This is a genomic window from Bradyrhizobium sp. STM 3562, assembly GCF_045571435.1.
Taxonomy (GTDB): domain Bacteria; phylum Pseudomonadota; class Alphaproteobacteria; order Rhizobiales; family Xanthobacteraceae; genus Bradyrhizobium.
On the sequence record NZ_CP120694.1, the window covers coordinates 5,786,585 to 5,799,949 of the forward strand.

At 58.4% G+C, this 13,365-nt stretch carries 9 protein-coding genes; 7 read left to right on the forward strand and 2 right to left on the reverse strand.

The window, feature by feature from the left end:
• Positions 1-65: 65 nt before the first annotated feature.
• Complete coding sequence (locus tag P6U23_RS26930; protein ID WP_407175503.1) at positions 66-800, reverse strand: FkbM family methyltransferase; 735 nt, start codon at positions 798-800, stop codon at positions 66-68.
• 940 nt (positions 801-1,740) lie between these two features.
• Here P6U23_RS26930 and P6U23_RS26935 point away from each other — a divergent pair.
• The 3 genes from P6U23_RS26935 (at position 1,741) to P6U23_RS26945 (ending at position 5,428) form a co-directional block, all read left to right on the forward strand.
• Entirely contained in the window at positions 1,741-2,490 is a 750-nt protein-coding gene (locus P6U23_RS26935) for a hypothetical protein (RefSeq protein WP_407175504.1), read from the forward strand.
• Positions 2,491-2,553: 63 nt separating this feature from the next.
• Positions 2,554-3,225 carry a hypothetical protein gene (locus P6U23_RS26940; protein WP_407175505.1) on the forward strand — a complete coding sequence of 224 codons (672 nt, stop codon included), beginning with the start codon at positions 2,554-2,556 and terminating at the stop codon, positions 3,223-3,225.
• Between the two features lie 442 nt (positions 3,226-3,667).
• A complete protein-coding gene (locus P6U23_RS26945; protein WP_407175506.1) occupies positions 3,668-5,428 on the forward strand; it encodes an NEL-type E3 ubiquitin ligase domain-containing protein in 1,761 nt (586 codons plus the stop codon).
• Between the two features lie 769 nt (positions 5,429-6,197).
• Here the strand turns inward: P6U23_RS26945 and P6U23_RS26950 are convergent.
• A complete protein-coding gene (locus P6U23_RS26950; RefSeq protein WP_407175507.1) occupies positions 6,198-8,486 on the reverse strand; it encodes a hypothetical protein in 2,289 nt (762 codons plus the stop codon).
• A 374-nt stretch (positions 8,487-8,860) separates the two neighbouring features.
• Here P6U23_RS26950 and P6U23_RS26955 point away from each other — a divergent pair, with 374 nt between their 5' ends.
• From P6U23_RS26955 to P6U23_RS26970, 4 genes are all read left to right on the forward strand, one after another.
• On the forward strand, positions 8,861-9,334 hold the full coding sequence (locus P6U23_RS26955; protein WP_407175508.1) for a VirK family protein: 474 nt from the start codon (positions 8,861-8,863) through the stop codon (positions 9,332-9,334).
• A 1,159-nt stretch (positions 9,335-10,493) separates the two neighbouring features.
• Entirely contained in the window at positions 10,494-11,183 is a 690-nt protein-coding gene (locus P6U23_RS26960; RefSeq protein WP_407175509.1) for a response regulator, read from the forward strand.
• 91 nt (positions 11,184-11,274) lie between these two features.
• A complete protein-coding gene (locus P6U23_RS26965; RefSeq protein WP_407181590.1) occupies positions 11,275-12,672 on the forward strand; it encodes a type II and III secretion system protein family protein in 1,398 nt (465 codons plus the stop codon).
• 10 nt (positions 12,673-12,682) lie between these two features.
• Entirely contained in the window at positions 12,683-13,312 is a 630-nt protein-coding gene (locus P6U23_RS26970) for a CpaD family pilus assembly lipoprotein (RefSeq protein ID WP_407175510.1), read from the forward strand.
• Positions 13,313-13,365: the final 53 nt, after the last annotated feature.

Below are 13,365 nucleotides of genomic sequence, written 5' to 3' on the forward strand. Positions count from 1 at the left end.
AGTGCCCGGCTCATCAATGCACGAGGATTGCGCCAAATAGCCCGAGGGACGCAGAAACCGCGGTTCTAGAGCTTCGTGTTCCTCAGCAGGACATCGCCTTCTACTTCTCGAGGATACTGGGCGACCAGTTCGAATGAAGGCAGAAGGTTAAGGATGGCTCGAAGCGATAGCTGCCCTTCGTAGAGCTCCTTGTCGCTGTATTCCGTGTAAATGAAGCGCGTCTTGTTCAGGGTCTCGCTGGCGCCCGCGATGACATCTGCCTCAGCTCCCTGCACATCCATCCAGATCAGATCGATCTTGTCCAACTTGGCGTTACTGTACCAGTCATCCAGCCTTCTGGTTTCCACTGAGATGGGCTGATCGAATCGAACCCAAGCATATTCGGAAAGGTGGTTCTTTGGCCGGCGTATTGACCCAGAGAGGGCCCAACCCTTTGCTTCTCCATCGCCATTGCTTGGATGAAAATCGATCCGGCCATTTCTGTCACTGATTGCGATCTCGAAAAGAGTCACCTTCTCAAGGGACGGATCGATATTCTTCTTGAACCGAGCGATCGCACGGGGATCTGGCTCAAAGCAGTAGGCCTCAGCTTTTGGGAAAAGCCGAAGAAAACGGAGCGTATCAGATCCGTCGTAGCAGCCAATGTCCAGGATCACGGGATCTGGCTTGTCCAAAAAGGACGCGATCTGTCGATGGACCTCTAGCGGTGATATTGGATCGAAATCACGCCCGAAAGCTTGCTGAGCAGGCTGCTGTACAGAGTCCGGCGGGCTTTCAGTGGCAGACTGCGGCATTTTCATTGAACTCCGTTCTCAACACATTTCAATTACAAGGACTCCCCCTGAACCAATCTGTGGGGAGCTCAGATTGCGCACCGGCCCGCCGATCGCCCTGGGTTCGTCCAGCTTCGGGCAACTTAAGAAGAACTCAAAGATCGGCTCAACTCTACGCAGGTAAGCGGCCGATATAGAAAGGGTTAAAAGACCTATACAAACGTTTGTCGGCAGCCGAGGCCCGGCTGATCTGCGGCGCCAAACCGGCCTGATGCAGCTTGCGAAGGGCCAGTGAACGTTTTCGCCACCACAATGATAAGTCTTGGCTGATACTCCGTCTCTCCACCTTTCTCCGAAACGGGACTCAATCATTCTGCTGTGCGCTGGGATTTGACCTCGACCTTGTATCCGCAGTTTCTGTGTCGGTAAAATCGATAGTTTCGATGCACAACATCCACACGATGGATAGATCCAAGGTGCCAATTGAACGCTTTCGAAATCCTCATCTCTTTCCCTATTGCCTCTTTGGAATGCTCGGCCACGGTTTGGAACGTGACGGTGGCGGGTGAGGTCGCGTACAGGACCACTACTCAGCAAAAGGAGTAGTGTCGCAGTTAAGGCCAAGCATCCCGCGACGGGGTCAAAGCAGCAGCGTTGAAGGCGAAAGCTGACGCGCTGTTAGATTCCTGGATTGGGCCTTCCGGTCGGCCTTCTTTGGGCCGCTGGTGATCGCAATGATGAGCGCTGCGCTTGGGACTTCCACAGTCCGGAAGATCTAGAGAATCTATCGTAAAAGCGCGATTACGTCATTTCGTCATGTGTGCTGATCTAGATCGCAGACGAAATGGGTTGGTAACTCCTTGAACGATTTCATCACCTCTTTTTTCCGCCATGTTCACGACCAAAGCACAGACTTGCCGCTCGCGTGATCCGCGATCGGCGCTAACGCGTTCTCAAGGGAATTCTAATGGCAAAGCCGGTTGTGATTGTGGTGGGTGCGGATAAGGGCGGGGTCGGCAAAACGACAGTATGTCGGACACTTCTGGACTACTTCAGTATCCATAGCGTGCAGACGCGCGCATTCGACACGGAATCGCCCCGGGGTACGCTCAAGCGCTTCCACCCCGATATCACTGAGATCGTCGACATGACGATGACGGCGGACCAGATGAAGATCTTTGACACCTTAAACTCGGGCCTATCGGTCACCGTGATCGATGTTCGCGCGGGCTTGCTTTCTCCGGCCCTGACATCGCTGCGCGACATTGGCTTCTTGGACGCGGTGAGGACCGGACAGATCACCTTCGCCCTGTTCCATATCCTCGGCTCGTCTATCGCCTCGCTGGACGAGATCGCCGAGACGGAAAACTTCATGAATGGCGGAAAATACTTCCTGGTGAAGAACTTCATCAATGACACCCAGTTCTTCCAATGGGACCACTCGACCTACAACTCCTATTTCCATCGCATCAAGGACGCGACCGATTTGACCATTCCGAAGCTAGACGAGATGGCGTATGAGCAGGTTGAGGTCGCTTCCGTTCCGTTCCTCAAGTTCATCGCCAATAAGGATCCGCGCGACGATGCCGCAAACTATTCCTTCGTGCTGCGCGGCTATGTGCGGCATTGGCTCGCAAACGTCTGGAGCGAGTATGACCGCATCAACCTCAAGGAGATGGCGGGGGCTACGTCCGTGAGCCGCAGCGGCGAGAAATGACTCTTCTGTCCGATTTTGCGCGGCTGAATTACGCACGAGAACTGCTCTGATGCACCGCCGATAATGTTAGCGACGCCGGTCTATATCATCTGCTCTCCGAGCCCGCAGGTCGGCAAGACCCTCGTGGCAAGGCTTCTGAGCGAATTCTTGCTGCTGAAGAACGGCAGGGTGCTCTCCTTCGATATCAACTTGAAAGAGCCGTCACTACTTGACTATCTCCCCGACATTACCGAGACGGCAGACGTGACGGATACCTACGGGAAGATGCAGTTGATGGACCGGCTTATCCTCAATGATCGGGTAACCAAGGTCGTTGATCTCGGCTTCCATGCCTTCGACGAATTCTTCAAGATGTGCGAGGTGATCGGCTTCATCAAAGAGGCGGCGCGCCGCCGTGTTGCGCCGGTGATACTATTCTTCGCCGGTACCGACCGGTTCTCATTGCGTAGCTATGAGATGCTGCGGCGGCGGGTTCCGCCCACGGCGCTGATCACCATCCATAACCAATTCGTGCTGCGCGGCGAATTACCTGACAGCATTCACCGCGCGCCAGTATTCCGCCTGCCCGTGCTGCCGGTCTTTCTAAAAACCTATATCGATAGGCTGAATTTTTCTTTTACAAGCTATCTACGCACCGAGAAGGATCCATCCAGTGAGTTGTATCAATGGATCGGACGAAACTACAGCATTTTTCGTGATCTCGACTCGAGGCTGATGCTGGAACGCTCGGGTTGAACAACGCCATGTTTGGGAAAGCTGTCAGGGGCTTTAGATACTGCCGCATTGAATTCAACAACACCGTGCGAACGATCTTAAAGGCTCGTAGTTCCTCAAGGTTTTCGGCTCGTCAGCTTATCGACAGCTAAGCCTCGTAGCATCAGAAGGTCTCTCTGGACTGACAAGTCCGGCCCGATCGGCTCAGATCTAGGACAGGAGAATAGGACGGAGCCTTTGACAATATCAATCCCATTCGAGCATTCAGATCTCGTGCGGACGTATTACGTCGGGCTGCGACCACTCTGTGGACGAGGGACCGTGCGTTCGGATGTTCTGGATTGGCGACCGCGGCTCGTGCTGCCCGCTTTCGTTGTTAGCTGTGTGAATCACCTGCGAGCTTCCGGTTCTACGAAGCAGCGATCGAGCGCATTTTCATTTCGTTAGCCAGGAGACCGCATCCATGAATCCAGATCATGTCCAGCCTGGCGCCGGCACGCCTTCCGAAATTTCCGAGTCCGAAACCTCCGAACCAGGATCTCCCGCCGCGGGGCAGTGGGACGAGGCCTTGAGGGAGGCGGGGACGTGGGCCGCCGCCCCGTCGCAGGATGCTGTCCTGACGGCCTGGGCTGCAGAAGGCGGACAGGGTGAAGGCGAGAATAGGCAAGAGGCGGTTGATCGAACCAGGGCTTGGCGGGATGCCGGCGTTATCAATGAGAGGCTGGATCTATCGTCCCTGTCCCTGACCGCCTTGCCTGCTCCGCTTCTGCCCGAGCTCCGACGACTGAACGTCAACAACAATCATCTGACCAGCCTGCCCGATCTTCCAGACGGGCTCCGGCGGCTTTACGCTATCAGCAACGGACTGACGAGCCTGCCCGCAGAGCTGCCGCCGACGCTGCGGCGCCTGACCGTCGACAACAACCAGCTGACGAGTCTGCCGCCCCTTCCGCCAACGCTTCGGGAGCTGGACGCCAGCGGCAACCAGCTGACCAGCTTGCCCGACCTTCCAACCGGGCTCCAACGCCTCAACGTCGACTACAATCAGCTGACCAATCTACCCGATCCCCTCCCGGCCGAGCTCGAGTGGATCAGCGCCCGCAATAACCGGCTGACCAGCCTGCCCGAGACAGTCCCGGCCGATCTCCTATGGTTCGACGCCGGCAATAACCGGCTTACCGGCGTGCCCGAGACCTTGCTCACGCAAATGCGCTTCGGGTCCAGCATCAATCTCGAGGACAATCCGCTGCCCGAGGCCACGCAGACCGCCCTGGCGACGGTCACGAATGCCGCAGCCTATGCCGGCCCGCAGATCTTTGTCACGATGACCGGAGAACCGATCGAAATTGAGCCGCGGCCGCTCCAGCAGGTCGTCGCCGACTGGCTCGAAGGCGAGCCGGAGACCGTCGAGGCGTGGCAGCACTTTGCGGATGAGCCAGGCGCCCAGGACTACGCACAGTTCCTGGAGAGGCTACGAGGGACGGTGAACTACGGCAATGACGAGTTTCGGCAGGCAGTGGCTGATGATCTGCGGCAGGCGGCGGCCAATCCGAGATTGCGCGAGCAGTTTTTCGCACAAGCTTCCGAGGCCAACGCGAGCTGCGAGGATCGTGTTACTCTGCACTGGAACGGTATGCAGACCGCGCGCCTTAACGCTGACGCCGAGGACGGGGTATATGACGGTCGGCTTGGCGAACTGATCCAGCGCGGCCGTGTTGCGTTCCGCTTGGAGGCGCTGGACGAGATCGCGCGCGACAGGTTCAACTCGCTCTTCAGCGTCGACCCGAGCATAGACGACGTCGAAGTCTACCTGGCTTATCAACAGCGGCTGCGCGCGCCGCTGGAGCTCAGCCACCTCGCCCCTGACATGCGCTTCCTGGCGGTCTCTCACGTAAGCGAGGATGATGCGATGGAGGCGCTGGACCTGGTCCGGGAACGGGAAGCAAGCCAGTTCACCGACTACATGGCAAGCCACTGGCACCCCTGGGAGACGGTGCTGAGGCGCATCGCTCCGGACGAACATGCGGCGATGCAAGACCGGCTGGTCGAAGCCATGGGCGAGGAGTTTCAAACCCGCTTGAATCAGCGACTGGCCGAGCATGGTCTAGTAGGCGACCTGGATGCCGAGCGGGTGCTCGGAGCCCAAGTCCGAAACCAAATCGCTGGCGAGATCAAACGCGAGGTCACGCGCCGGGTGCTTGGAAATCACGGCCTGCAGCTGTAAAGCTGGCCCTCAATGGCTGGTGCTGTCAATCTCTGCTTGCATTTGACCCAGCGGTCAGGGACCAAGCGGTGGCGGCACTCGATGCTCACGAACAATTGCCGGTCGGGAATCCCGGACGGTGCCGCCAGAGAACTCATTCTTACGTCAACGATCCATGATCCCCAGAAGCTGTCAGCGTGTGGCCCCTGGTGCCTGGTACGACTCAGGTCAGCGCTTTGCGCACGGCTAGTGGCCGCGCGGCGTTGATGATGGCGCGAGGGCACGCTCGCGGCCTTACGAGCGATACGGTGCACCAGGCACATACTAGGACTTATGGGCCCAAGCTCGCCTACAGGAGCAGAGCACTAAGCGTGATCGCCGCTCGAAGGTGACTTGGACCTCGCCCACAAAGCCATGCAGACATCCACACCGCACCTTCGAGCTTGGCCCGAGCATGCTTCCTCGTGGCCGCGAGCAGCGGCGAGGCAAGTCCTCGGGGCAAAGCCAGCGCGCGGCGCATTTAAGCGGCGATTCCTTCTGTCGCGGCGTCGCTGTGAGAACGACGGCCGCCGATCGCGTTCGACTCATAGCCTGTCGGGCTGTGGCCCTCCTGCGTCAGGGAGCCTAGCTACGATGTTTCCTCCTGTGGGACCTCTTGCACTCGATTATGGGCGGCGAGCTCGGGACCGGCCGCTTCCTCTCCCCAGTGTTTGGTTATTCAGGGTCGAGCCATCGCCCTGACCTCAATGAAGCGCTGCTGGTGCAACGTATTGGCCGCCAAAGCTCCGCCTCAGCCAAGTTCAGGATAAACACGAACGCGTGGGCCGCCGTCCGTTTGTACCAGCTCGGCCCTGTAAGGCACCTCTCGGATATTAATATAGGTTGGGCGCCCGACAGCGGGCATGAGGCGCTCGCCTTCTAACGCCCGGACAAGGTAATCCGGAAGAAAGCGTTCGTGGTGCTGCCACCCGCCCCGAATGAGAAAGCCAAGATCGGGTACGGACTCACGGGATCGCGCAAGGCTCTGAACGGATGGCCCAGCCCGGTCACTGGGTGCCATGGGCCGACTGGATGGCCCGGCTTCATCCGCCACGTAGGCGCGCGGATGATGGATGAGACGAACGTCCCTGCGCCCTCCCGGTCCGAACGTGGCCGAGTAGCGCTCACCATTGATCGCAAACTGGCTTGGCCCGAACTGGTTCGGCAGCAGATTGATATTGCCCAGTACGTCAACCAAGACGTCTGTGGCCGGTTGGGAGCCGTGGCGCCAGTCCGGCCCCACGATGGTTCCAATATCCCGTAGCTCCTGAGCGGCCCCTGACGATCCAGCGAACGATGGCGCTCCGCCGAATTCAGGTGCCGGCGCAGAGCGAGCGTCGTCGCGCAGTTCGTACGGTGTGGGCGGATTCAAATCAACCAGTGACTCGAGATCCCCGTAGATGTTTGACGATGGACGCCTCACCCAGGATGAGGACGCAGGTTCTTGCATCTGCTGTCCGAACCAATCCCAAGCTCCCTGGCTCGGGGTCTGCGGACTCGCAGGAAGCCCGCGCGATAGGTTCGGGTGCGGGACCAGTTGCGGCGCTGGCGATGGCGACGCCGGTCCATGCATCTGCTCCCTGAACCAATCCCAAGCTCCTGCACTCGGGGTGGCCGGAGTTCCGGGAATCCCTTGCGACAAACTGGCCTGCGAACCGAGATGCGGCGGTGGCAATGATGAGGTAGGCCCGTGGATCTGCTCGCCAAGCCAATTCCAGGCTCCCGCGCTCGGGGTAGCTGGCGTTGCAGGAAGCTCCTGCGGCGATGAGGCCTCTGGACCGCCTTGCCCAGCAGGCGAAGCGGCGTCCTCAGGAGGATTCAATCCGAGCGCCCTGTTCGCCTCGAGGACTTGTTGGTATCGCCCAAGCCTGAGCAAATCAGCGTTAATTTTGCCATCCCCGGTTTCCTGCCTGTACTCCTCGACATCTTGGGTCAACCCAGCGGTGAAGAGACGGTCAGCTATCGCCGACCTGTGGCTCGATCGCAGCCAGTCACTCAGCCTGAACAAGCGGCGCGCCAGTCTATCGATCGTCTCCGGCTCGACCCGGTGGGTCGCCTTTTCCGCCGCGGCCCACATGCGGATGAGGGTTGCGTCTGCACGATGGGGAACGAGGCGGCGGAGATCAGCCTCCAAGGCGTTTCCGGCGCCGAACTCCCGAAGCTTTTTCAAGGCCGCCTTGATCCGCCTGCCGCGGTCATTTGCATAGGCGTCCACATCCTCATCGAGCTCAGCTTCCAGCTGGTGGTTCCCCACCTCCGGATCGTCCAATTGCGCGTTTTCCAGCTCCCGGCGAATTCGATCAGCAATTGATGGCCGGCCGTTCGCGTTGAGGCGAGCGCTCAAATGCCGCAGATCCCCTGCCGCATTTTTAATGGTGCCGTCGCTCAGGTTGCCAGCCGCTCTGTTTCTGAAGTCTTCAATGAGCGCCTCGTCTGCCGCAGGGACAGGCCCTCCACGGTTCCGGCCGGGCTGTCTTGCGTAATCAACTCGAAACCTCGTTGAAAACATGCCTGGCTGCTCCGGGGCGCCGGAGGACTTCTCGCTGCCGCTTGCCCCAAAGGCTTTGCCGACCCCCGACTTGATGCGCGACCACAGCCCGCGCTTCTTGCTGCCCTTGGCGTTGGTGGCGTCCTGCGCCTCGGATGGGAAGCTATATCGCGCGCTGTTGAACAGATCATCTCGCAGAGCGGATTGCGTGCGCTCTTGTGTCCAAGTTTGAGGGAGAGTCTCGGGGATGTCTACGCTATGGCGCGTGCGGCTGAACGTATTGTCCTCCCGCGACGGCATGCGCATCGAACCACCGACGTCGGGGCGCCGGATCGCGGCACCACCCCGTCCAGGACGCGCAGCAGGTGAAGCCGCTTCTGAAGAGCTTTCGCTGGATGGACCGAGTTGCAACTCGCCCAAGTGCTCCTCAAAACCAGTTTGTTGGACTGGCTCGTCTGATTGCCGGCCTTCCGGCTGCTGCTGATAATACGCCCGCGCGAATCCTTCCACATCGAAATCGAACAGGTTGAAATTGCTGTTGGCCCGCTCCATCGCACCCTCGCAGATCTACACAGTAGCAAACTTCGAATCCGACGGAAGGAAAAGATAAAGTGAAAGCGTGCAGAAGCCGTCGGCTGAGAGTCCGCCCATGGACTCACAAAGCTGTCGTGAGCACGCGTCCAATCATCTCCGGTCCGGTCATCCTGCCCGTCCGCTAAACGGCATCGACATCCAGAACTCTCTGATAAGGAACTTAGCTGTTCAGAACCTGACGAGCGCTCGAAGAAGGGCATGAACAGATCGCGACCGTTTCATTTTCAGTTGAACCGCACGCAGCGTCAGATTGTAATTGTCTTAAAGCTAACGCGACCCGAAGTACTAAGCGGCCGAACTCTTTGGCAATACGACAGCGGGCACGTTGGCAGATGTGCAGCCTTTCGTTTCTAGGAGAAGAGAATATGCAGATTAGGGGCAGACAGCTGCCGATCGCGTTGTCCTTGCTTTTGGCTCTGAGCATAAGCGCGATCGCTAAAGCCGATGAGCCCTCGCCGAAATACCTGGAAGTGCTCAGTGCTCTGCAGGCCGGCAAGAATGTGAAGCTCATACTCGACTTGAGCCGCTGCACGACCGTCGACGGCGCCAAGCCGGGGCCGGCAACGCAAGGCGGCCTCGTTATCACTGCCTTCAGGGTGACCGCCCAGAACGGCATCAGCTTTGCTAATGCGCATCAAACGATCGACAGCTCGGGACACGCGGTCACGGAATACATTCGCCATAGTCTGAGCCGCGAGGGCAAGCTCACGGTGCGCGCGTCGAAGCTCGCGGTCGGGGCGGCTGAACTTGTGAACCAGGGTGAATTCGTCTGCGAACTGCCGGATGGAGCAAAGTTCGTCTGGTGATCGAAAACACGAACACGCAACGCTCCGCTGCGGTTCGGCGACGGGGCCCGATCTTAGAGATCATCTCGCCGTCTCTGGGGAGCTAGAGCACGGTAGGCGCAATCATAAAGGCGGCCAGCTCGTTTCTGGCCGTCTTTCCTCGGCTGGTACGCCAGAGCGAAGAGGCTTTCGAGAGGCTGGAGCAGTTGGGACGAGCCCGCACCGGTTCAAGTGCTTGAGCCAAGTATTATTGTTTTGATGTTCACGCAGCCGACAGTTTGACCAACGACATTAGTTCGATAGACTGGGTAGATCTTGACTGCCAAGCAAAGCTCCGCCTGCTCCGAGCTTGAGTGAGGCATCGGCCTTTCGATTGCCGGGGCCGTCGATCTGGCGCGAATTCCGCATCGAATCGCGCGTACGATTTTCTGATATAGATCCTACTCAAGAGCAAATGTCCTACATCGCTCTGTCCCTGTTCTGACACGATCGCGCGTCGCCTCTTGGGTGGGAACTTCTCCACGAGAGTAGATTTTTGATCTCCGGAGCAAGTGAATAGTGGTTTCCAAATAAGCTACCGCTGTTTGGTAGCATACTTACGCTCGCCGGGGCGGCAGCCCAGTATTCGTTAATATTTTCACGGAACGAGCTACGAAGGCACTTGAATCGCACGTAGCGTTAGATTGTAGGGTTTCAGACAAAGGTCGCGACATAATTCACCAGACGACCTCCTCCCGACAATTAGCAAGAACTGCGAATGTCTCAAACCCGCCAGGTGGGGCCGTATAGCTCCGCTGCACAGCTCAAGCTGTCCGCTCAAACGCCCGCTCTCAACCTCGGCGATGCGCTGGACAAGATACCAACCTCGGCCATTCGTGTTGGCAAGTGTTCAAGCGCTTCGAGAGGCTTGTGCGCTATTCTTGCATCATTGCCAGCTGACCGGAACAGAGCGCTCGATCCCAGTTCGAGAACAGGTTTGGCCAACCGCCGCTCCCAGATCAAGTGGGTCCACATGGCTGCGGGCTTGCGCACGGCACGGGCGGCTCTGGATGTAGGCAACGCCGGTGCGCACTCTCGCTCCCGGGCCGCTCAGTGCATTGTATGCAGCACTCTACTCCGCCGCGCGAAGAGCGTGATTTGCGCAGTCATTCCGACATGACTTGAAAAAAAGGCGACCAAAATGCGAGCACTACTCGTCGACCACGAAGCAGACCTTGCCCGTGCTCTGCAGGCCACGCTTTCAAATCGCGGTTTCGCGGTTGATGTCACACGCACGCTGGATGAGGCGACGGCAGCTCTTGATTGCGCGAGCTACGATATCCTTCTTCTCGAATTGGTCTTACCGGACGGAGACGGTTTAGACTGGCTAAAGCGCTTAAGGCGCGATGGCCACTCCATTCCCGCTATGATGATGAGCCGTCTCAACGACCTCAGTCGGCGGATCGCCATCTTCAATGGCGGAGCCGATGATTTTCTGCCCAAGCCCGTGTCAATTGATGAAATCATTGCCAGGATGCGAGCCATCCTACGGCGGTCAACACAAATGATCGCACCGATTGTCACATTCGGGAATTTAAAATTCGATCCGATCGCCCGGCAAGTGTCGGTGGATGGTCGGCCCCTGAGGATTGCACGTCGTGAAGTGTGCATTCTAGAGCATCTGCTCAGCCGCGCAGGCCGCACGGTACCACGCGCGTGTCTTGAAGACAGCCTTTACGCCTTTGACAACGAAGTTTCGACGAATGCGCTTGAAGTCGGCATTTACCGATTGCGCGGTCACTTAAGCCAGTCGGGCGCGACATTGCGGATCAAAACCGCGCGAGGCATTGGCTACGTACTGGAATTAGCGAGTGCGGCGTCCGCGGCGTAAGCGAACCAAACCGAAAGCAAGGACGACGTTGAAAATCCATCTTAGCAGTAGAAGCATTCGCGACCGTCGCTCTGCAACCGCCGGCTCCGGTCTGAATGCTCGTTTTACTTCACTTTTCCACCTGCTGTGCGTCGTTCTTTTGGCATCACCATGTACTGCCGGAGCTCAGACAACACGGGAGGTTAGTGCCGGCGCACGTGCCACGCCGGAGAGCATCAATGGGACGGTGACCCTTTCATCTTCGCTCGGCAAGACAATTCATCTGAGCGCGCCAGCTGCGAGCATTTTTATCGCCGATCCAACGATCGCGGACTATCAGGCGCCGTCCAACACGAGCATCTTCGTCTTTGGGAAGAAGTCGGGACGGACGAGCCTGTTTGCGTTGAACGATAATGGTGAGGCGCTCGCCGAATTACGGATCGTCGTCACGCAACCTATCGAGGATCTGCGCGCAATGCTCAAGGCCCAGGTCGGCGATTATCCGATCCAGGTCAACTATACGCCGCGCGGCGCGATCCTTAGCGGTGCGGCTCCGAGCGCTGATGTGGTCGACACGGCCATGAAGGTGACCGAGCAGTTTCTCGGTCCGGGTGCACTGGTGGTCAATAAGATCCAGGTGGCGGGTTCGCTCCAGGTAAACCTAAGTGTGCGCGTAGCCGAGGTCTCGCGGAGCGCCATGAAGGAGCTTGGGATCAACCTCTCGGCCATGGGTCAAAGCGGCACTTTTGTTTTCGGGTTTAGTAGTGGCAAGAGTGGCGGGACTGCTAGCGCCAACGGCGGTGGCACCGTGGGGGCCAGTTTTAGCGCCGGCAATGTTAGCATCGGCGCCGTTCTCGACGCGCTCGCGAGCGAGCATCTGGCTTCCGTACTTGCTGAACCTAATCTCACCGCGATGTCTGGTGAATCGGCTAGCTTTCTTGCCGGCGGCGAATTTCCGATTCCTGTCATGCAGGAAAATCGGCAAGTGTCCGTCCAGTTCCGCCATTTCGGCGTGAGCCTTGAGTTCGTCCCGACCGTTCTTAACAATAATCAAATCAATGTCCGCGTGAAGCCGGAAGTCAGCGAAATTTCGAAAGAAGGTGAAGTCAAACTCAACGGCATGTCCGTGCCTGCTCTCTCTACGCGACGTGCGGAGACTGTTGTCGAGCTCGCGAGCGGACAAAGCTTTGCAATTGGCGGGCTGATCAGGCGCAACTTCAACACTGATATCACGACGTTTCCTTGGTTGGGCGACGTACCGATTCTTGGTGCGCTGTTTCGCTCCTCTTCATTTCAAAAGCAGGAAACCGAGTTGGTCATCATTGTCACGCCTTACATTGTGCGGCCCGGATCGAACCCGAACCGGATGAGCGCGCCGAGCGACCGCATTGTACCTTCCTCAGACGCAGGGCGAATTTTCATGAACACCGTGGCGCGGCCGCCCCGTGAGCGCGATGCGCCTCGCGCCAGCGCACCAGGACTAACCGGCGCCGGCTTTATCATCGAATGAGGATCATCAAATGACCTTGCGACATCTGTGCTACCCGATCGTTGTTGCGGCAGCATTGGGTGGGTGCGCAAATACTACCTCCAACCTGCCCGCGCCGGCTGACCAAGAGATCCGGCTCGAGCAGAAGAGTAGCGTGCTGTTCCTGCAGAGCCTTCGTGGCCCCGAACGACATCGGCTCCGAAGCTTTATTGCAGCGACCAGTCGCGGCCGGCGGGATGCCCTCCATGTAGGTGTCACCGGCTCACCCAGACTCATTGCACAGGTGGCCCACGAGGCGCGCGCCATGGGCGTTGTCCCCTACAACATCCGCCTGTCCGCTTCTCCTGTGGATTTGCCGGCTGGTTCCGGGGTGAGGATCGAAGCGATCACTTTCGAAGCCCATCCTCCGGTCTGCCCCTCGCTCTCCATCGTCGGTCCTACGGTGAACGACAATTCGTTCAGTCCAACCCTTGGCTGCTCAATCCGGAATAACCTCGCAGTCATGGTCAATGATCCTAGCGACTTGCTAGGCAATGGCGCTGTCATGCCGACCACTGGTGATCGTGCAGTGCTTCCCATCACCCCACGTGGTGCGACGGCGGCGAGCAAGGAGCAATTTGGAGATGAAACCCATAACAGGGTTGCGCCAGAAACCCAATAAGCGGCTCGCACGCAGCATGAGCGTCGGCTTGGCATTCTATGGGATAGTTGGGT